The sequence below is a fragment of the Kribbella sp. NPDC055110 genome, assembly GCF_053607525.1.
Genome location: NZ_JBSGTS010000001.1, coordinates 57,954 through 75,849 on the forward strand (window position 1 = coordinate 57,954; position 17,896 = coordinate 75,849).

Here is a 17,896-nt window from a genome sequence, read left to right on the forward strand (position 1 = left end):
GGTTGGCTACTTACCTTCCGCCAGCAGGGTGCGACTCTGGTCCTGCATCTTCGAGAAGATGCTCTCATCCGCCTTGTTGGTGAAGTAGGCCTCGAACTGCGGAGTCATCGCGTTCGTGAGCGCGGCGCCGTTGTTGTAGATCGGGCACGGTATGAGCTCACCACTGGTCAGGTACTGGTTGAACACCGAGAAGTCGGTGCCCTTCGCGGTCTGCTGATCGGTGAGGGCCTTCATCGACGCGGCGATCGACGGGAACAGCGACGCGTTGTACTTCGACGCGGTGCTCTGGCACTCCTCGCTCTCCTGGTAGGAGACCCACTTCCAGGTCTGGTCCGGGTGTTTCGTTCCGGCCCAGATGTTGTTGCCGTTGGCATTGGTCATCAACGCGCGCTTGCCGTCGGCGCCGGCCGGGAGTGGCGCCGTACCGACCTTGGTGCCCTTCAGGCCCGCGTACGTGGCGGCTTCCCAGGTACCGCCGACGACCATCGCGACCTTCCCGGAACCAACCTGCTGGCTGTTCGCGGTCGTGAACTGGTTGAGCTTCGGCGTGAAGCCGTCGTTGGTGAGGGTCCGGACGAGTTGGACGGACTTGACGACCTTGGGGTCGTTGTAGTTGAAGACGGTCGCCCACTGCTGCTTGTCCGGGATGTTGATGCCGTCGTTCGGCAGCAACCAGCCCCAGGCGTTCTGGCCGAACGGGTCGCCGGTGGACTCGAGGTTGCCGAGGCCGTAGGTCTTCACGGTGGCGGCGTTGAAACCGGGCTGGTCGCCACGTTTGCCGGCGGCGTCGACCGTCAGGTGCTTGATCATCTTCCAGAAGGTGCCGCCGTCGGTGTGCGTCCAGTTGAGGGCGGCGACGTCCTTGTCGGTGTAGCCGGCTTTCGTGAGCAGATCCTTGTTGTAGTACAGGGCTCCGGTGGCCCAGTCCATCGGGAGCGCGTACTGCTTGCCGTCCTTGTACTTCCAGCCCTCGGCCCCGATCGCGTACTTCCCGAGGTCCAGGTTGTCCTTCTTGATGAGGTCGTCGAGCGCGAGCAGTTGCCCTTGCCCGGCGTACGACTGGAGGAAGGTGACGCTGTTCATGAACCCGTCGGGTGCGTCACCGGAGACGAAGCCGGCGGTCAGTTTGGTGAAGTAGTCGCTGACGTTGTAGTTGGTGATCTTCACCTTGATGTCCGGGTTCGCCTTCTCGAACGCCGGGATGCACTGCTGGTAGGCGATCGCCTGGTCCGGCGACCACGTCCACCAGTTGACGGTGGTCGTGCCGCCGGCGTCGCCGGAGTCGCCGCTCGAGCAGCCGGCCACAGCCATGAGTACGGCGGCCGTCAGTGCGACAGCCTTGGTGAGTCGAGATGTTTTCACCGTTTCCCCTTAGAGGTTCGGAGTGAGGCCGGCTACCGGAGTCCGGTGAAGCCGATCGAGTCGACGATCCGCCGGCCGAAGAGCAGGAAGAGCAGGAGCATCGGGAACGCGGCGACGAGGGTGGCCGCCATCAGGCCGGCGAAGTCCGGCTGGGTCTGCGGTGAGGCCTGCTGGAAGACGCCGAGGGCAACGGTCAGCGGCCGGACGTCGGAGTTGCCGGCGATCATCAGCGGCCAGAAGTAGTCGTTCCAGGCGTTGATGAAGGTCAGGAGCGCAAGCGTGGTGATCGGTCCCTGGCTCATCGGGACGGTGATCCGGAACAGCAGCCGGAGGCGGCCGAGGCCGTCGATCAGCGCCGCGTCCTCGATCTCGGTCGGCAGCCCGAGCATGAACTGGCGGAGGAAGAAGATGCTGAACGCCGAGAACAACGCGCCGGGCAGGATCAGGCCGGCGAAGGTGTTGGTGAGACCCAGGTCGTGGATCAGCACGAAGTTCGGGAACAGGGTCATGATGCCGGGGATCATCAGCGCGCTCAGGAACACGCCGAAGACCAGGTCGCGGCCGCGCCAGTGCAGGCGGGAGAACGCGTACGCCGCGAGCAGTGAGCAGAAGACGACGAGCACGGTCAACGAGGTGGCGTAGATGACCGAGTTCCGCAGGTACAGGCCGAGCTGGATGGTCGCGCCGGAACCGCCCTCGGCGACGGCCTGCTCGCGGCTGGCGAGTCCGAGGACCCGCGCGAACGGGCCGAGGGTGACGTCGACCGGGAGCAGCGACGAGGGGTGATCTAGGAGCGCGTAGTTGTTGGACAGCGCCGTACGGACGATCCAGTAGAACGGGAAGATCGTGACGGCCAGGAACCCGATCAGGTAGATCCAGGCCACGGTCCTGCCGATGGATGGCTTCACAGTTGCGCCCTCAGTTGGTGTCGGACTCGTTGGCACGCAGCAGCCGCAGCTGTACGAAGGTGATGGTCAGCAGCAGCACGAACAAGGCCATCGACATGGTCAGCGCGTAGCCGAAGTCGAACTCGTTGAAGCCCTTGGCGTAGATGTAGAGCGGCAGGACGTTGGACGCGTTCGCCGGTCCGCCTTTGGTGGTGACGGCGACGAGGTCGAAGACCTGGAACGAGCTGATCACGGTCAGTACGGCGACCATCGCCATGATCGGCCGGAGCAGCGGCAGCGTGAGGTACCGGAACATCCGCGGCTCGCTGGCGCCGTCGATCCGCCCGGCCTCGTAGATCTGCGGCGCGATCGTCTGCAGCCCCGCGAACACCAGGATCGCGTTGTAGCCCATCGACTTCCAGACACCGATGAACGCCAGCGTCGGGATCACCCAGCCCTGCGACCCGAGGAACAGGACCTCGTGCCCGGTGACCGCCTTCACCACCACGTTCACGATGCCGAGACCCGGGTCGAGCATCCACTGCCAGATCAGGGCGGCGACGACACCGGACACCAGGAACGGCAGCAGTACCAGGCCGCGGATCACGGCCGATCGCGTCAGCCGGTGCATGATCACCGCAGTGGCAAGCGATACCGCGAGGCCGAGGACGACCGAGAGTACGACGTACTCGACGGTGGTGCCGAGTGATCGCCAGAAGACGCCGTCACCGAGCAACCGCCGGTAGTTGTCCAGTCCGGTCCAGGTCGCCGGCGTCAGGATGCGGAATCTCGTGAAGCTCAGGTAAATGCCGCGCAACACCGGTACGGCGGCGAATACGATGAATCCGGCGGTGGCCGGAAGAATGAGCACCACGGCCAGTTTCCAGTCGGTCCGGTGGGCCGGGCCGGTGGCTCGTTTCGTGCGTGACCGCGTGGCGGCGGCGACTGTCACCACGGAGAGCTCCTTCGCGGAACAAATGTGGCGAGCCGACTTTCTGAATGACCACCTGCGAATTCGGTGCGACTCGCGGAATTAACGTTGTGGACATTCAGTCATGCGCGCACTGCAGGGTGCAACGACGCATACCGGATGTGCGGTATTCGTCCGGCGAATAGGTCAGGCGGACGGAATCGGTAAGGTCCCGGCTGGGGGATCCGCCGCGAGCACGAGGTCGGCGAAGGCCTGCACAGCGCGGCTGAGCGGACGCTCGGAGGTCCACCACAGGCCGACATCGCGGTAGAGCTGGGCGCCGTCCACCTGGCGCACTTCCAGTCCGTCCGTGCGCACCATCGCCGCGGCCAGCCCGTTGACGAGGCCGATGCCGTGCCCGGCCCGGACCATCGCCGCCAGCGTGGTCGGCTGGTGGGAGACGATGCCCCCGGCCCGTTCGATCCGGCTCGCCTGCATCGCCGACCAGGCCTCGTAGCCGAGGCTGGGGTCGCCGAGCGGATCGCCGATCGTGATCATCGGGTACGCCGCTACGTCGTCGAGGCCGATCGTGTCCATGGCCAGGATCGGATGGCCGGGCGGTGTCAGCACGACGAACGGCTCGCGCCAGAGGCCGCGGTGGATCCAGGTGTGGTCGGCCGGCTCCGGGCGGAGCGGACGGAGCGCGATCGCCGCCCGCCGGTCGGCCAGCCACTCGTCGCTGATCTGGACGTCGCCGTCGAGGACGGCGATCTCGAGCAACGGGTTAGCGCTTCGTAGCTGCTTGAGGATGCCGGGCAGGAACTCCGAGCTCCCGCTGGCGAAGCTCGCGATCGCCAGCTTCCCGGACAGCGATCCGGCCGTGGCGCGCAGGTCGGAGACCGTGTCGTCCAGCTCGGTCACGATCAGCCGGGCCCGGGGGAGCAGGCGCCGGCCGTCGTCGGTCAGCGTCAACGGGCGCATCCGCCGTTCGATCAGGACGCAGCCGAGCGAGCGCTCGAGGCTGGCGACCCGGGCGGACACCCGCGGCTGGGACAGGTGCATCCGGGCGGCCGCGCGGGCGAACCCACCGGAGTCGACCACCTCGATCCAGGTGCGGAGCCAGGACAGCTCGACATCCATCACCGGCTGCCTCCTTTCCGAACGGGCAGGGCGATTCGGACGCTATCAGCCGTACCGGATGCGGCCGGTACGGCGGTATTCGTCGTACGAAACCTCTGCATTCGTACTTCGTCGTTGTGGTGGACCGGACCGGCGTGTCTGAATGTCGGTGCCGAGCAATCAAGCGAAGACAGGGAGTTCGAGTGGATTTCGGGCAGCCGGACGAGGCGCTGGGGTTGCTGTCGCCCGCGCAGACCGACCTCACACCGGGGGAAGAGGGCAATGTCGTCGTCTCGGTCGAGACCTACGCGCTCGCCGTACCGCTGGCGCAACCGCTGGCGGACTCGACCGCGGCGCTGAAGTCCTGGATCGTCCCGGTGGTCGAGATCCGCACCGCCGACGGGCGGGTGGGGACCGGGATCTCCGGGATCCATACCGGGCCGGAGTTGCTGTGCCAGGTGATCGACCGGTACTACGCGCCGGCGTTGGTCGGCGCCTCGTCGGAGGACATCCTCGGCACCTGGAAACGCCTCTACTGGTTGCCGACGCACTGGATCGGTCGCTCCGGCGTGGTCCACATGGCGCTGTCGATGGTCGACATCGCGCTGTGGGACCTCGCCGCGCAGCGGGCCGGGGTGCCGCTGTGGCGGTTGCTGGGTGGATCTGCCGACCCGATCGAGACGTACAACACCGACGGCGGCTGGCTGAACCTGAGCGTCGCCGAAGTGGTCCGTGACCTCGGTTCGCTGATCGATCGCGGCTGGCGGCGGGTGAAGATCAAGGTCGGTACGCCGGACTGGCGCGAGGACGCGTCCCGGGTCCGCGCCGTACGGAAGGCTGTCGGGGCCGACATCACGGTGATGGCGGACGCGAACCAGCGCTGGGACCTCGCCACCGCGCGGCGGATGCTGCCGGTGCTCACCGAAACCGGGATGGACTGGATCGAGGAACCGGTGCACGCCGACGATCTCGGCGCACACCGTCGGCTGCAGGCCGAGAGCACGGTCGACGTCGCGGCCGGCGAGAGCCTGTACTCGTACCACGCGTTCACCGGCCTGATCGACGCGGACGCGATCCGGGTCGTGCAGCCCGATGTGACCCGGTTGGGCGGAGTGACCGAGTGGTTGCAGGTCGCTCAGCATGCGGCTGCGCAGGGACTGCGGCTGGTGCCGCACGCCGGCGACATGATGCAGGTCCATCAGCACCTGGCCGGCGTGGTATTGAGCGAGAGCCCGGCGTTGCTGGAGTTCATCCCGTGGACGCAGGATGTGTTCGAGTCGCGCAGCGTGGTGAACGACGGGTTCGCCGAGCGTCCGCAGACGCCGGGCGCGTCGACGACGGTGCGTAAGGAGGCCCGGGAGAAATGGCAGGTGCGAGGAGTCGGCGCGAGGACCGCCGATGAGTGACGAGACCGTCCGAGTCGGCCGTACCGAGTTGTTCGTGCCGCGCGTCGGTCTGGGGACTGCTGCCCTGGGCAACTTTCAGCAGGCGCTCACGGACGGCGAGGCGATCGCGGTCGTGGATCACGCCTTGGATCAGGGGATCCGTTACCTCGACACCGCGCCGCTCTACGGACACGGATTGGCCGAGACGCGCGTAGGTCGTGCGGTGGCGAAGGTCGGCCGGGACGGTCTCGTGATCTCGACGAAGGTCGGTCGGCTGCTGCGCGCGGACGCGCCGCGTGACGAGTCGCAGTACCACGACGGCGTCCCGTTCTACCTGGACGTTCCGCCCGTCGGCCCGGTGTGGGACTTCAGCTACGACGGCGTACGGCGGTCGGTCGAGGAGAGCCTCGAGCGGACCGGGCTGGATCGCTTCGACGTACTGCTCCTGCACGATCCCGATCAGCATCTGGCCGAGGCCGCGTCGACCGGGTACGCCGCACTCCGCGACCTGCGTGCGGACGGGCTGGTGCGTGCGATCGGTGCGGGGATGAACAACACGGCGCCGCTCACGGAGCTCGTGCGTTCGTGCGAACTGGATGTCGTGCTGCTCGCGGGCCGGTACACACTGCTGGATCAGTCGTCGTTGGCGGACCTGATGCCCGCTTGCGAGGAGCGCGGCGTGTCGGTCGTGATCGGCGGGGTGTTCAACAGCGGCGTGCTTGTTGATCCGGCGCCGGGCGCGTCGTTCGACTACGTTCCCGCCCGGAGCGAGGTCGTCGCCAAGGCGGTCGCGATCCGGAAGATCTGCGCGAAGTACGACGTGCCGTTGGCCGCGGCGGCGCTGCGGTTCCCGTTGGCGCATCCGCGGGTGTGCACCGTCCTGATCGGGGCGCGGACCGTGGACGAGCTCGACGTCGATCTCGAGCTGCTCGGCGTGGAGATCCCGGCGGAGTTGTGGGCCGAGCTGCGGTACGCCGGCCTGCTCGATGCCGACGTACCGACCCCTGCTTGAAGGAGCAGCCATGCGTGTGGACGCACATCACCACTTCTGGGACCCCGCGCGGTACACGTACCCGTGGATGGCGGGCGACGCGATGGATCCGGTACGGCGGGCCTTCGCGCCGGACGATCTCCGCGACGTACTGCGAGGTGTGGACATCGATCGCACCGTGCTCGTGCAGACGCTCTCCAGCCTGGACGAGACGCGCGAGTTCCTGCGGCTGGATGCGGACTTCGTGGCCGGTGTCGTCGGCTGGGTGGACCTGACTTCGCCGAAGGTCGGTGACGACCTCGACGAACTGCTCGCCGGTCCGGGTCGACTCGTCGGTATCCGGCATCAGGTGCATGACGAGACCGATGCGGAGTGGCTGCTGCGAGCCGACGTACGGCGTGGTTTGGCGGCTGTGCGGAGTCGCGGGCTCGCCTACGACCTGCTCGTCCGCGCGCGTGAGCTGCCGGCTGCGGTGTCGACTGCTCGCGCGTTTCCCGAGCTGCAGTTCGTTCTGGACCACATCGCGAAACCGCGCATCGTGGACGGCGCGGATCCGGCCTGGACCGAGCTGATGCCCGGCCTGGCCACCGCGCCGAACGTTGCGGTCAAGCTGTCCGGCATGGTGACCGAGGCCGACTGGCAGCGCTGGTCTGCCGACGATCTGCGCCCGTTCGTCGAGCGTGTTGTCGAATGGTTCGGCCCGAACCGCATCCTGTTCGGCTCCGACTGGCCGGTCTGTCTGCTTGCCGCGTCGTACGGCGAGGTTCTCGCGGGTCTCGACGATGCGTTGCCTGCCCTCAGCCCAGCCGAGCGCGAGCAGCTGTACGGTGCCAACGCGCAGCGCGTCTACTCATTGCCGGAGGCTGCGCGCTAGGACCGGGATCATCACCGTCGCAGCAATCAGGTGCAGTCCAAGGAGGGTCCCGGTGGTGGCCGCGTTTGCGCCAGCGAGGATTGGTGGTACCAACGAGATCGCGGTCAGCGACGTTGTCGTCCACACGAATCGCTTGGCGGGGCTACGGCTCCACCGGAGGAGTGCGACGGCGATGACGATGCCCACGGCCGAGAAGAAGCCGGTCACCACGGCGATCCCGGACACCGGGATCGACTCGCCGCCGTCGGGGATCTCGAAGTCGACACCGACGGCTCGAGCAAGCGCAGCGCCGAGGGCAGTGGCCGCCATCGCGGCGAGTGCGGCAAGGACGCCGGTGCCGGCGAGTCGGCGGAGTCGGTGGGTGGTCCTGTCGGCGATTGCTGCGGTTTCATTCATGATTTTCCCGCCGGCAGGCTCTCGGGCAGCCCGAGGCGCGGGAACTGGTCGGCGTGGAACGTGATGATCTCGGTGATCGCACCGCCCGTGATGCGCAGGACATCGAGAGTCAGCGGCAGGTACGCGCGGTCCTGCTCGCGCCAGTGGTAGAAGGCGACGGCCGGCTGCCGGTTCACGGAGGTGAGGACACCGCGCAGGCCCTTCATGCCCTCGAAGCCCTCCTCGAGCCAGTAGCTCACCACCGCGTCGCGGCCGACGTACAGGCCTGGCGTGGGCGGCATCGAGGACCGTACGTCGTGGCGCACCAGCGAGGTGAGCGCCGGGATGTCCGTGGCCACGCTGGCGTCGGTGAAGCGACGTACCAGCTCGCGCGTCCTGGTGTCGTCCTCGGCACCGGTCCAGTCCTGCCGCTCGGCGGGCAGGTGTTCCCGCATGCCGGCGCGGGCGCGCTGCAGTGCGCTGTTCACGGAGTTGACGGAGTCGCCGAGGAGCTCCGCGACGTCCTTCGCCGGCCAACCGAGCACGTCCCGCAGGATCAGCACGGCCCGCGGACGCGGCGCGAGATGCTGGACCGCGACCAGATAGGCGAGCTCGATCGTCTCGCGCGCCACGGCGACGGTCTCCGGCTCGTCCTCGTCACCCGCGGGCAGCTCGTCGAGCAACCGGTCCGGGTAGGGCTGCAACCACAGCACCTCACCGCCGGTCGCGGGCTCCGGGCGGGACTTTTCGAGCAGGTCCAGGCAGGCGTTAGTGGCGATCCGGTACAGCCAGGCCCGGAACGTCGACCGCCCCTCGAACGTCTCCCGCCGCCGCCAGGCCCGCAGGAACGTCTCCTGCACGGTGTCCTCGGCGTCCTCGAACGACCCGAGCATCCGGTAGCAGTGCACATGCAACTCCCGCCGGTGCCGCTCCGCCAGCCCCGAGAACGCCGGCTCGTCGACCTCGCCCAACCCGTTGATGCCCAACCCGTTGATGTCCAGTTCATGCAGCCGAGTGTCCGCACTCATCACGTCATCCTTCCGTCTCATCGTGTCCCGTCGCACGTATGACGGCTGCGGATGCGACAACTCATCACTCACGCCGCGTCCTAGCCACGGCCGGCCGAGAGCAGGCGGAGATCTCTCGCGCGCTGGACGGCGGTGGATCGGTCGGTGGCGCCGAGTTTCGTGTAGATGTGCCGGATGTGTGTATTCACGGTGTTCAGTGAGACGGACAGCTTGCCGGCGATCTCGGGCCGCGTGAGGTTGGTCGGCAAATAACGCAGTACCCGGAGTTCGCTGCGGCTGAGAGCGGTTGCTTGGGCGCTCGAGTGGGCCGACGCCGCGTCGAGGATCTCGGAGACGAGCGCGGCGTGCGTCGTACCGTGCGTCGGGAGTCCGGCGAGGAGCGGCGCGGCGTCCGTCATGAGGAACGGGAGGACGATGCGATCGGGTTCGGCGAGGTGCAGGGCGCGTTCGGCCGAGGCGCGGGCCGACTCGTCGTGCGCCCCACCGGCGAGCGCGTCGAGCAAATTGGCCTCGATCAGGGTGAGGCACGGGTTGCTGGGCGCGGTGCCGTCGAGCACGCTGCGGAGTTCGGCCCGCGCCTCGGCCGGTCGCTGTTCGGCGAGGCGCAGTACGGCGACTGCGTTGCGTAGCTCGCCGGTCTGCGCCAGCTCGTCGTCGACAGCCGCGAGGGTCGCGCGGGCTTCAGCGAGCTGACCAAGGCGGACCTGGGTCTCGATCGTCCATCCGAGCGCCCTGCTGGTCAGCGCGTGCCGGCCGGTCATGCGGACCTGGCTCGCGGCGACAAGCTCGGCCAGCGCATCTTCGTGCCGGCCTTGACCTGTTGAAAGCATCGCTGCGGCCAGGTGCAGGAGGAATTGGGTGCCGGGCTCAGCTCCGGCAGGTACGGCGTTCCGCGCGCGGGCGAGCCACTGCTCGGCCTCGTCGAATTCGCCTGTCCAGCTGAGGATTCCGGCGAGCGTGATGTACGCCGGCGCGATCACCGGCTCGGCCGCCCAGCCGTGCCGGGTCGCCTGCTCGATGGCGTCCGCGCAGTACCTGCGGGTTCGGGCCAGCGAGTCGCGGGCGGCAGTGAATCCCAGGTGGGCCAGACAGGCGACCTCGAGGTACGGCCGGCCGATCTCGCGCGCCAGTTCCGCGCCCTGTGTGAGGTACTTCTCGCTCTCGGACAGCCGCAGCGACCAGGCCGCCGTGACACCGAGGTTGAGTAGCGCGGTCGCGTGCGCATCGTTGCTCAGGACAACATCTTCGCTGGAAGTGCTGGAGGTTGACGGCAGCGCATCGACGCGTTCGATGACGCCGTCGAAGTTGCCGCGCAGGCGCGCCGCGAGCAGGTCGAGTGCGGCGATCGTGGTCCGGAGGCGATGCCGGCGGTCGGCCGGAGCATCAGCGAGATCCGTGCGGGCGACCTCGAGATGAGCCACAGCTTCGTCCGGGTGCCCTCGGTTGAGTTCGGCGACCGCGTGCGCCAGCGCGAGGCCGCGGACGCCGTTGGGGAACGAGCGGAGCAGTGCGGCGACCGTGGCGGCCTGCCCGTCGAGTGTGAGGCCGAGGGCATGGTCGGTCAGCATCTGGGCGGCCGCGGTCCAGTCGCCGGACGCCTGCAGGTGGCGCGTCGACTCCGCCACATCCGCGTGGTCCGCGAACCAGCGCGCCGCGACGCGATGCAGTTCAAGGACGTCGTCGGTACGACGAAGCTCCAAGCGCAGCAGGTCCCGGAACAGATGGTGGTACCGGAACCAGGTCCGCTCGTGGTCCAGCGAGACGACGAACGCGTTGGCGTCCTCGAGAGCGAGAAGAATCCGCTCGGAGCCGGTCGTGCCGGTCAGGAGATCGGCCAGTTCACCGTTGACCCGGTCGAGCACCGACGTACGGAGTAACAGTCGCTGCACCTCCGGCGACTGGTGGTCCAGCATCTCCGCCAGCAGGTACTCCGCGACCGTCCGGTCGGTGCCGGAGAACTCGGCCACGAACCGCTCGGGATCCGGATGCCCGGCGAGGGACAGGATCGCGAGCCGCAGTCCGGCCGCCCAGCCTTCGGTGCGCTCCTGCAGTACGGCGATCGCTTGGTCCGAGAGCGTGATGCCGGCCGTCGTGAGCAGTTCGCGCGTCTCCGCCTCGGTGAACGGCAGTTGCGAACCACGGATCTCGGCCAGCTCACCCGCAAGGCGCAGACGCTGCAGCCGGAGTTTCGACTCGCCACGGGTGGCGACCACGGCATGAACTCCCGCAGGCAACGTCGTCAACAGCGTGGTCAGTTGAGCGATTGCTTCAGCGGAGTTGAGCTCGTGCAGGTCGTCGATGATCAGCACGAACCCGTCACCCGCGGCGGCGAGCGCCGACCGTACGCCGTCCACCGTCACCGGACCGCGCACGCCAGGCGGTGGCGGGGGAGTGCTCCCGCGGACCACCTCGAGCAGCGCGAGCCAGAACAGCTGGGCGTCGTACTGGTCGGGCCGGATCGACAGGTACGCCGTACGACTGCCCGTGTACTCGGACCAGCTCCGCAGCAGCGATGTCTTTCCGCTGCCGGCGGGCGCGGAGACGATCGTGACCTGCCGCGTCGCGGCGTGATCGAGCGCCGCGATCAGGTCATGGCGGTCGATCAGCCCTCGAGGCGATGCGCCAACTCGTCCAGGCACGCGGTCAGCCTAACCCGTGGAAATCACCCGAATCCGGCGACGACCGGTCACCGGCCCGGCGGCGAGTCTGGAGCCGTACAGCCCGATCACAGGCCCGATCACAGGGAGGCATGCGATGTCCACCCACAGCGCGGAGAGCGCGCTGCAACTGCCGGACTTCGTTCCGGTGCCGGAGGCCGCGCTCGGCCCGGAGCTGAACGCGGACGGTTACCACGTCGCCCGGGTTCAGGACAATCTGTTCTGGGTCACCGACGGCACCTACCAGTCGGCGTTCCTCGCGACGCCCGACGGTGTCGTGCTGTTCGACGCGCCGCCGACGATCGGCAACAACCTTCGCCGGGCGGTCGACGAGATCACCGCCGCCGAGAACGTGCCGAACACGGTGACCCACCTGGTGTACTCGCACCATCACGCCGACCACGCGGGTGCATCGTACCTGTTCGGCGACGTCGTCCGGATCGGTCACGCGGAGACGCGGCGACTGCTGCAGCGCGACAACGACCGGGCCCGTCCGGCGCCGGACGTGACGTTCGAGGACCACTACACGCTCGAGGTCGGCGGTTCGCGGGTCGAGCTCGCGTACCACGGGCCGAACCACTCGCCGGACAACATCTACATCCACTTCCCGGACCACGACACGATGATGCAGATCGACATCGTGAACATCGGCTGGGTCCCGATCTACAACCTGAACCTCAGCGAGGACGTGCCCGGTTACATCGACGCTCCGGATCGCGCGATGGAGTACTCGTGGACGCACTACCTCAGCGGTCATCTCGGCCGGCTCGGCAGCCGTGACGACGTCGTACTGCACCAGCAGTACATCGCCGACATCGTCGACAGCGCGCACGCCGCACTCGGGTCGGTCGATCCGACGCCGTACTTCGTCAGGTACGGCGCGAACGCGTGGGCCGGTGTCGCCGGGTATCTCGATGCCGTGACCGACCAAGCCGCTGCACCGATCATCGCGAAGTACACCGGCGTCCTGGCGGCGGCCGACGTACCCGCGCTGACCACGACCACGACGTTCTCGATCCTGCAGTCGATCCGGCTGGATCTCGGCGGCGGATCGCAGGTGCACCCATGAGCGCCGGGGTGGCGATTGTCGTCGGTGCCGGTGGGGAACTCGGTCGCGCGACCGCCGCGAAGCTGGCCGGAGCCGGCCTTACGGTCGTCGGTGTCGATAGGAATGCGGACGGTCTCAAGGAGTTGGCGGACGGCATCGCATCGCAGGTGGGTGATGCGACCGACCCGGCCGCCGCGAAGAGTCTCGTCGACCGGATCGCGGCCGAGGTGGGTCCACCGACGATCCTGGTGAACGCCCTCGGTACCTATCATCCAGGCGCTGCCCTCGACGCGACGCCGGACGATCTGAAGCTGATGCTGGACGTCAACGCCGGCGCTGCGCTCTGGCTGACGCAGGCCGTCGCGCCGTACATGCGGGACCTCGGAGCAGGTGCCGTGGTCCACGTCGCGGCTCGTCCCGCGCTGGAACCGACCGCGGGCATGACGACGTACGCCGTCAGCAAGGCAGCACTAGTGCACTTGGTCCGCGTGCTCGACCTCGAACTGCGCCCGGACGGAATCCGGGTCAACGCGGTCGCGCCGGCGGTGCTCGACACGGCGAAGAACCGGCCGTTCCTGCCGCCGGAGTTGCTCGCCCACGCAGTGAAACCGGAAGCCGTGGCCGAGGTCATCGCCTTCCTGGTCAGTGATGCCGCCGCTCCGGTGAGCGGCGCGATCGTGCCGACGTACGGCGCTTGAGCTCGAAAGGACTGTCATGTCTACGAAACGTCGTACCTTCCTCGCCGGTGGTGCCGCGCTCGCCGCGGTCCCGATGCTCGGGGAACTGCCCGCGAACGCCGACACCCTGCCCGACTACGCACCGATCCCGCCGTCGGCGCTCGGACCCGCGGTCAACGCGCAGGGGTTCTTCGTCGGCCGGGTGAAGAAGAACCTTTACTGGGTCACCGACAGCACCTACCAGGCCGCGTTCCTGACCACGAAGGACGGAGTCGTGCTGTTCGACGCGCCACCGTCGATCGGAAACAACCTGCAGCGTGCGATCGACCAGATCGCGGCCGAGAACGGTGTGTCCAACAAGGTGACGCACCTCGTCTACTCGCACCACCACGCCGACCACACCGGGGCATCGTCACTGTTCGGCAAGCACGTGACACGGATCGGTCATGTCGAGAACAAGCGATTGCTTGCCCGCGACAACGATCCCACCCGCCCGGTGCCCGATGTCACCTTCGAGAGCCGCCGTACGCTGCGGGTCGGGGGAGAGCGGATCGAGCTCGCCTACCACGGGACCAACCACACCCCTGACAACATCTACATCCACTTCCCCGACCACGACACGCTGATGCTGGTCGACGTCAACCTGCCCGGCTGGGTGCCGTTCGACTTCTTCAACATCAACGAGGACGTGCCCGGCTCGATCGCGGCCCCGGCCAACGCGTTGTCCTATCCGTGGAAGCACTACATCGGCGGACATATCGGCCGGCTCGGTACCCGCCAGGACATGGTCGTGTACCGGCAGTACATCGACGACATCATCGCCGGCGTGAAGCAGGCGCTGGCCGCGGTCGACCCGACACCGTACTTCCAGAAGTACGGGAACAACGCCTGGGCGGCGGTGAAGGAGTACCAGGCAGCGCAGGTGCGGTACGCATCCGAGCCGGTGATCAAGAAGTACCTCGGGGTTCTCGCCGCGGCGGACGTGTACACCGCGACCACGACGTTCCTGATCCTCGAGTCCGTCCGCCTCGACCTCGGCGTCGGTTCCCAGGTTCACCCGTAACTACTACGGGATCATTCGGCTTCTCGGTCCAGGTGGGCGTGCAGGAACTGGGTGACCTGGTCCATGACGGTCGTGCTGGTCCAGACCTGGGGGTTGTCGGAGATGTCGCCGTGGCCGGCGTCGGGGAGCACGTAGCGAGTGCTGTCGACGCCGGCCGCGCGCAGGGCCTGGTGCAGGCGCGCGGTCTGAGCAGGCTCGATGATGCGGTCGTCGTCACCGTGCAGGATCAGGAACGGCGGAGTCTTTGGGGTGATGCGGCTCGCCGGGTCGGCGGCGTTCAGTTCGTCGGGGTGATCGGCCGGGGCGCGATCGGGGCCGAGGACGTACGACGGGATCGGCGTTCCAGCCTTTGCGTAGAAGGCTCGTACTTCGGGATCGAAGCCGGTGCCGAGGTCCGCGAGGTTCGAGGCGCCGAAGAAGTCGACGGCGGCCTTGAGCCGGTTTCCGGGTTCGGTTGCAGCCATCGCCGCGAGGTATCCGCCAGCCGATTCGCCCCACACCGCGATCCGGTCGGGGTCGACGGCGTACTCCGTTGTGCGTTCCCGGAAGAAGTGCAGTGCGGCGGCGACGTCGGCGAGCCCGTCGCGGTACGTCGATCCGGTCGACGTCGTGCGGTAGTCGATGCTCGCGACAACGAATCCGGACGTGGCGACGTACCGGCGCTGCTTCTTCGCCAGCTGCCGGCGGGATGCGACGAATCCGCCGCCCGGTAGGTAGAGCACGACCGGATGCGGACCGGGGCCTTGCGGGACGAGTACGTCCATCCGGAGCTTTGGCGCGTGTTCGGCGTACCGGATGCCGCTCTGTGCGCGGCCGATCCGGCCGGCGCGAATCTGCGGAGCGCTTCCCGGGTCGAGTCTTTGGCTGTCGGGGTCTTGATCCGGAGCCGGGACGCTGGAGAGCCGGATCGGTTGCCCGGCCGCCGCGGCCAAGGCCATCACGATCCGGGTGCTGAACCTCATGGCCATGGCAACACGCTATCGTATTGTCAACTGGTTAACAAATATGAGGTGAGAGCCGGTGAATCCACACACGTCGGACCGGGTCCGCGGCCTGTGGGCCGACGCGCGCCCCGACCTCGACACGTCGCCGATGGAGGTGATCGGGCCGCTGCGCAGGATCGCCGCGCTGCTCGAGGACGCGACGGCACCGCTGTACGTCGATGCGCCGCTGACGAGCACCGAACTCGATCTGTGTATTCGGCTGCGGCACGACCCGACGCCGACGATCGCCCGCCATCTGGCCGACCAACTGCGCCACTCGCGCGCCGCGGTCAGCAAGACCCTGCGACGGTTGGAGGGCCGCGGCCTGATCCGCCGCGACCCGGACCCGGACGACCAGCGCGCCGCAGTAGTCCGCCTCACCCCAGCCGGCGAGGCCGTCGTCGACGACCTCTTCCCACGCCAACTGGCGGTCGAGCAAAAGCTGCTCGAGGCATTGGGCACCGACCGGAAGCGAGTCGTCGACGCCCTCAACCTCCTGATCGACGTCCTCGCCCAGGAGAGCTGAACTTTCTGGTGGGTGGCGGCGTCGATGGTGGTGACGAAAGACGACGGCGCTGCAGAGAATCGGGGGACGTGATGGGGAGCAGGTTCGGGTTGCCGATCGGGCTCGGGATCGGCGCGGCGGTGGCGATGGCCTGCCTGCACACGGCGTTCGCGAGCGAGAGCCAGCCGGCGAGCGCCACCGAGACGGCACCGCGCGCTGTTGTCACGCCTGCAACGGGCAACGCGACGAAGTCTCCCACCGCGACACCCTCTCCCACGCCGGCTCACACGCCGTCCGCGGGGCCGGTGAAGCAGGCGCACGGGAAGGTCGTCTACCTGACGTTCGACGACGGGCCGGACCCGCACTGGACGCCTGAGGTGCTTACCGTGCTGCAGGCACACAACGCGCACGGGACGTTCTTCATGCTGGCCGAACACGCGAACGAACACCCGGACCTGGTCGACCAGGTGCGTGCCGACGGCAACAGCATCGGGAATCACTCGGTGTCGCACCCGCAGTTGCCCAAGCTCTCGCCCGCCGAGTTGCACCACCAGGTGGCCGACGGTGTGCAGTCGAAGTGCTTCCGCCCGCCGTACGGCGCGACGAACGCCGCGGTCCGCGCCGAGATCCGGCGCGACGGCATGCAGCAGGTCTTGTGGGACGTCGATCCGCAGGACTGGGCCCGCCCCGGTACGCCGGCGATCGTGCAACGTGCTCTGGCCGGCGCACACCCCGGCGCGATCATCCTCATGCACGACGGCGGTGGCAACCGCGCCCAGACCGTCGCCGCCCTGGACCAGGTCCTGACGACCCTGTCTGCCCGCGGCTACACCTTCGCCACCCTGTCCTGCTGACCCACGCGGCTCACGGCCCGGTCAGGTCGCTCGGGGCTGCTCGTCGTCGGGGAGTGGGCGTACGTGCACCCGGGATCCGCTGGCTGCGGCCTGGCGGACGAGTTCGGTGACGCCGGCGGCGTCGGTGACGGTCCGGGTCGGTGTGGTGCGGTCGTGCGAGCTGTAGGTCACTTCGTAGAGAGCGGCGGTCTCCATGTCCCCCCAGACAGGGTCGTGGTTCAGGTGTGCTCGCTGGTGCCTTCCGACGGAACGGTGATGCCGTTCTCGAGGGCTTGGCGCAGGAGGCTGTCGAGTTCGCCGGCGTAGATGCGCTCGGCGTCGAGGTCCCCGGTCTCCTGGGCAGTGCGGAGTTGTTCCCGGGCGGAGGTGATCCGCTGGTGCAGTTCCGCGGTGAACGTGTCCATGGTGGAGCTACCTTATGCACGAGTTGCAGAATTCTTCAATTCGTGATCGCATGAAAATCGTAGACCAGATTGCGAGTGGAGGGCGGAGGATGACGACACCGTTGCACCAGTTGAAGGCGGAGTTCTTCAAGACACTGGGGCATCCGGCGCGTATCCGGGTTCTCGAGCTGTTGAGCGAACGCGAGATGGCGGTCAGCGAACTTCTTCCGGAGGTCCGTCTCGAGGCTTCGAACCTCTCCCAGCAGCTGGCGGTCTTGCGCCGAGCTGGTCTGGTGACGGCTCGTCGCGAGGGTTCCCAGGTCTACTACGCGCTCACCAGTCCGCAGGTGGCCGAACTTCTCGCCGTGGCCCGGGGCATCCTGACCTCGGTGCTGTCCGACCAGGTGGAGCTGCTGGACGGCCTCCGGCGATCCGGAACATGACCGACCCGACTCAACCTCTTCTACGCAGGGAACGACCAATGAAGCGGCGCCAGCCCCGCCCGATGAAGATCGAGACCGTCCAGCGGTGGGTCGCCTCGGTCATCCTGTTCCACGTCGGCAGTGTCCCGACGGTGTCGCTCGCCGTCTACAGCATCGGCTTCACCGACACCGACCGCGGCCGCGGCATCGGCCTGTGGCTCATGTCAGGCGTGATCGGCCTCCTGACAATCGCCGGGATGCGCCTCATCCACCAGCGCACCCCCTTCTCCCCGTGGCTCATCCTTGGCATCCTCCCAACCGTAGTCACCGGCTTCTACATCTTCTGACCCCTTGAGCCCGCCGGAACAAGCCG

Annotated in this window: 20 protein-coding genes; 10 read left to right on the forward strand and 10 right to left on the reverse strand. The window is 67.8% G+C overall.

Going from position 1 to position 17,896, the window contains the following annotated elements:
- Nucleotides 1-6 precede the first annotated feature (6 nt).
- From ACWF0M_RS00295 to ACWF0M_RS00310, 4 genes are all read right to left on the reverse strand, one after another.
- Nucleotides 7-1,362, reverse strand: coding sequence for an ABC transporter substrate-binding protein (locus tag ACWF0M_RS00295; protein WP_452233390.1), 1,356 nt, complete (start codon nt 1,360-1,362; stop codon nt 7-9).
- Nucleotides 1,363-1,394: 32 nt separating this feature from the next.
- Nucleotides 1,395-2,270, reverse strand: a complete 876-nt coding sequence (locus ACWF0M_RS00300; protein WP_452233391.1) for a carbohydrate ABC transporter permease — start codon at nt 2,268-2,270, stop codon at nt 1,395-1,397.
- Nucleotides 2,271-2,280: 10 nt separating this feature from the next.
- Nucleotides 2,281-3,204, reverse strand: a complete 924-nt coding sequence (locus tag ACWF0M_RS00305; RefSeq protein ID WP_452233392.1) for a carbohydrate ABC transporter permease — start codon at nt 3,202-3,204, stop codon at nt 2,281-2,283.
- Nucleotides 3,205-3,366: 162 nt separating this feature from the next.
- A complete protein-coding gene (locus ACWF0M_RS00310; protein ID WP_452233908.1) occupies nt 3,367-4,299 on the reverse strand; it encodes a LysR family transcriptional regulator in 933 nt (310 codons plus the stop codon).
- Nucleotides 4,300-4,481: 182 nt separating this feature from the next.
- Here ACWF0M_RS00310 and ACWF0M_RS00315 point away from each other — a divergent pair, with 182 nt between their 5' ends.
- Genes ACWF0M_RS00315 through ACWF0M_RS00325 form a run of 3 tightly spaced genes read left to right on the forward strand, consistent with a single transcriptional unit; the run spans nt 4,482 to nt 7,528 of the window.
- Nucleotides 4,482-5,684, forward strand: coding sequence for a mandelate racemase/muconate lactonizing enzyme family protein (locus tag ACWF0M_RS00315; RefSeq protein ID WP_452233393.1), 1,203 nt, complete (start codon nt 4,482-4,484; stop codon nt 5,682-5,684).
- Nucleotides 5,677-6,675 carry an aldo/keto reductase gene (locus ACWF0M_RS00320; protein ID WP_452233394.1) on the forward strand — a complete coding sequence of 333 codons (999 nt, stop codon included), beginning with the start codon at nt 5,677-5,679 and terminating at the stop codon, nt 6,673-6,675. The genes ACWF0M_RS00315 and ACWF0M_RS00320 overlap by 8 nt, the downstream gene beginning before the upstream one ends.
- Before the next feature lie 10 nt (nt 6,676-6,685).
- The gene (locus ACWF0M_RS00325; protein ID WP_452233395.1) at nt 6,686-7,528 is read left to right on the forward strand and encodes an amidohydrolase family protein; all 843 of its coding nucleotides are present in this window, start codon (nt 6,686-6,688) and stop codon (nt 7,526-7,528) included.
- On the opposite strand, the gene ACWF0M_RS00330 is transcribed toward ACWF0M_RS00325, so the two are convergent.
- The 3 genes from ACWF0M_RS00330 to ACWF0M_RS00340 form a co-directional block, all read right to left on the reverse strand.
- The gene (locus ACWF0M_RS00330; RefSeq protein ID WP_452233396.1) at nt 7,505-7,924 is read right to left on the reverse strand and encodes a DUF6069 family protein; all 420 of its coding nucleotides are present in this window, start codon (nt 7,922-7,924) and stop codon (nt 7,505-7,507) included. The genes ACWF0M_RS00325 and ACWF0M_RS00330 overlap by 24 nt on opposite strands.
- Nucleotides 7,921-8,931 carry an RNA polymerase subunit sigma-70 gene (locus ACWF0M_RS00335; RefSeq protein WP_452233397.1) on the reverse strand — a complete coding sequence of 337 codons (1,011 nt, stop codon included), beginning with the start codon at nt 8,929-8,931 and terminating at the stop codon, nt 7,921-7,923. The genes ACWF0M_RS00330 and ACWF0M_RS00335 overlap by 4 nt, the downstream gene beginning before the upstream one ends.
- Before the next feature lie 80 nt (nt 8,932-9,011).
- Nucleotides 9,012-11,570, reverse strand: coding sequence for a LuxR C-terminal-related transcriptional regulator (locus ACWF0M_RS00340; protein ID WP_452233398.1), 2,559 nt, complete (start codon nt 11,568-11,570; stop codon nt 9,012-9,014).
- 115 nt (nt 11,571-11,685) lie between these two features.
- Between ACWF0M_RS00340 and ACWF0M_RS00345 the strand changes: the two genes are divergently transcribed.
- The 3 genes from ACWF0M_RS00345 to ACWF0M_RS00355 are packed head-to-tail and all read left to right on the forward strand — an operon-like array spanning nt 11,686 to nt 14,376.
- A complete protein-coding gene (locus ACWF0M_RS00345; protein ID WP_452233399.1) occupies nt 11,686-12,657 on the forward strand; it encodes an MBL fold metallo-hydrolase in 972 nt (323 codons plus the stop codon).
- Nucleotides 12,654-13,334 carry an SDR family NAD(P)-dependent oxidoreductase gene (locus tag ACWF0M_RS00350; RefSeq protein ID WP_452233400.1) on the forward strand — a complete coding sequence of 227 codons (681 nt, stop codon included), beginning with the start codon at nt 12,654-12,656 and terminating at the stop codon, nt 13,332-13,334. Before ACWF0M_RS00345 ends, ACWF0M_RS00350 begins: the two co-directional genes overlap by 4 nt.
- A gap of 16 nt (nt 13,335-13,350) precedes the next feature.
- Nucleotides 13,351-14,376, forward strand: coding sequence for an MBL fold metallo-hydrolase (locus ACWF0M_RS00355; RefSeq protein WP_452233401.1), 1,026 nt, complete (start codon nt 13,351-13,353; stop codon nt 14,374-14,376).
- Between the two features lie 11 nt (nt 14,377-14,387).
- Here the strand turns inward: ACWF0M_RS00355 and ACWF0M_RS00360 are convergent, their stop codons facing one another.
- Nucleotides 14,388-15,344 (reverse strand): alpha/beta hydrolase, encoded by a 957-nt coding sequence (locus ACWF0M_RS00360; RefSeq protein WP_452233402.1) that lies wholly within the window; start codon nt 15,342-15,344, stop codon nt 14,388-14,390.
- Nucleotides 15,345-15,396: 52 nt separating this feature from the next.
- Here ACWF0M_RS00360 and ACWF0M_RS00365 point away from each other — a divergent pair, with 52 nt between their 5' ends.
- A complete protein-coding gene (locus ACWF0M_RS00365; protein ID WP_452233403.1) occupies nt 15,397-15,885 on the forward strand; it encodes a MarR family winged helix-turn-helix transcriptional regulator in 489 nt (162 codons plus the stop codon).
- A gap of 71 nt (nt 15,886-15,956) precedes the next feature.
- Nucleotides 15,957-16,718 (forward strand): polysaccharide deacetylase family protein, encoded by a 762-nt coding sequence (locus ACWF0M_RS00370; RefSeq protein ID WP_452233909.1) that lies wholly within the window; start codon nt 15,957-15,959, stop codon nt 16,716-16,718.
- 21 nt (nt 16,719-16,739) lie between these two features.
- Here ACWF0M_RS00370 and ACWF0M_RS00375 read toward each other — a convergent pair whose 3' ends face one another.
- Together ACWF0M_RS00375 and ACWF0M_RS00380 are read right to left on the reverse strand one after the other, a co-directional pair.
- Complete coding sequence (locus ACWF0M_RS00375) at nt 16,740-16,913, reverse strand: hypothetical protein (protein ID WP_452233404.1); 174 nt, start codon at nt 16,911-16,913, stop codon at nt 16,740-16,742.
- Nucleotides 16,914-16,936: 23 nt separating this feature from the next.
- Complete coding sequence (locus tag ACWF0M_RS00380; protein WP_452233405.1) at nt 16,937-17,122, reverse strand: hypothetical protein; 186 nt, start codon at nt 17,120-17,122, stop codon at nt 16,937-16,939.
- An 89-nt stretch (nt 17,123-17,211) separates the two neighbouring features.
- Here ACWF0M_RS00380 and ACWF0M_RS00385 point away from each other — a divergent pair, with 89 nt between their 5' ends.
- Nucleotides 17,212-17,544 carry an ArsR/SmtB family transcription factor gene (locus ACWF0M_RS00385; protein ID WP_452233406.1) on the forward strand — a complete coding sequence of 111 codons (333 nt, stop codon included), beginning with the start codon at nt 17,212-17,214 and terminating at the stop codon, nt 17,542-17,544.
- 38 nt (nt 17,545-17,582) lie between these two features.
- Nucleotides 17,583-17,870: a hypothetical protein gene (locus ACWF0M_RS00390; protein ID WP_452233407.1), complete on the forward strand. Its 288-nt coding sequence runs from the start codon at nt 17,583-17,585 to the stop codon at nt 17,868-17,870.
- Nucleotides 17,871-17,896 lie beyond the last annotated feature (26 nt).

Coding starts and splice junctions, on each gene's coding strand:
- ACWF0M_RS00310 (WP_452233908.1), bottom strand. CDS start 4,299: ATGGATGTCGAGCTGTCCTGGCTCCGCACCTGGATCGAGGTGGTCGAC.
- ACWF0M_RS00320 (WP_452233394.1), top strand. CDS start 5,677: ATGAGTGACGAGACCGTCCGAGTCGGCCGTACCGAGTTGTTCGTGCCG.
- ACWF0M_RS00325 (WP_452233395.1), top strand. CDS start 6,686: ATGCGTGTGGACGCACATCACCACTTCTGGGACCCCGCGCGGTACACG.
- ACWF0M_RS00330 (WP_452233396.1), bottom strand. CDS start 7,924: ATGAATGAAACCGCAGCAATCGCCGACAGGACCACCCACCGACTCCGC.
- ACWF0M_RS00335 (WP_452233397.1), bottom strand. CDS start 8,931: ATGAGTGCGGACACTCGGCTGCATGAACTGGACATCAACGGGTTGGGC.
- ACWF0M_RS00345 (WP_452233399.1), top strand. CDS start 11,686: ATGTCCACCCACAGCGCGGAGAGCGCGCTGCAACTGCCGGACTTCGTT.
- ACWF0M_RS00350 (WP_452233400.1), top strand. CDS start 12,654: ATGAGCGCCGGGGTGGCGATTGTCGTCGGTGCCGGTGGGGAACTCGGT.
- ACWF0M_RS00355 (WP_452233401.1), top strand. CDS start 13,351: ATGTCTACGAAACGTCGTACCTTCCTCGCCGGTGGTGCCGCGCTCGCC.
- ACWF0M_RS00360 (WP_452233402.1), bottom strand. CDS start 15,344: ATGGCCATGAGGTTCAGCACCCGGATCGTGATGGCCTTGGCCGCGGCG.
- ACWF0M_RS00370 (WP_452233909.1), top strand. CDS start 15,957: ATGGGGAGCAGGTTCGGGTTGCCGATCGGGCTCGGGATCGGCGCGGCG.
- ACWF0M_RS00375 (WP_452233404.1), bottom strand. CDS start 16,913: ATGGAGACCGCCGCTCTCTACGAAGTGACCTACAGCTCGCACGACCGC.
- ACWF0M_RS00380 (WP_452233405.1), bottom strand. CDS start 17,122: ATGGACACGTTCACCGCGGAACTGCACCAGCGGATCACCTCCGCCCGG.
- ACWF0M_RS00385 (WP_452233406.1), top strand. CDS start 17,212: ATGACGACACCGTTGCACCAGTTGAAGGCGGAGTTCTTCAAGACACTG.
- ACWF0M_RS00390 (WP_452233407.1), top strand. CDS start 17,583: ATGAAGCGGCGCCAGCCCCGCCCGATGAAGATCGAGACCGTCCAGCGG.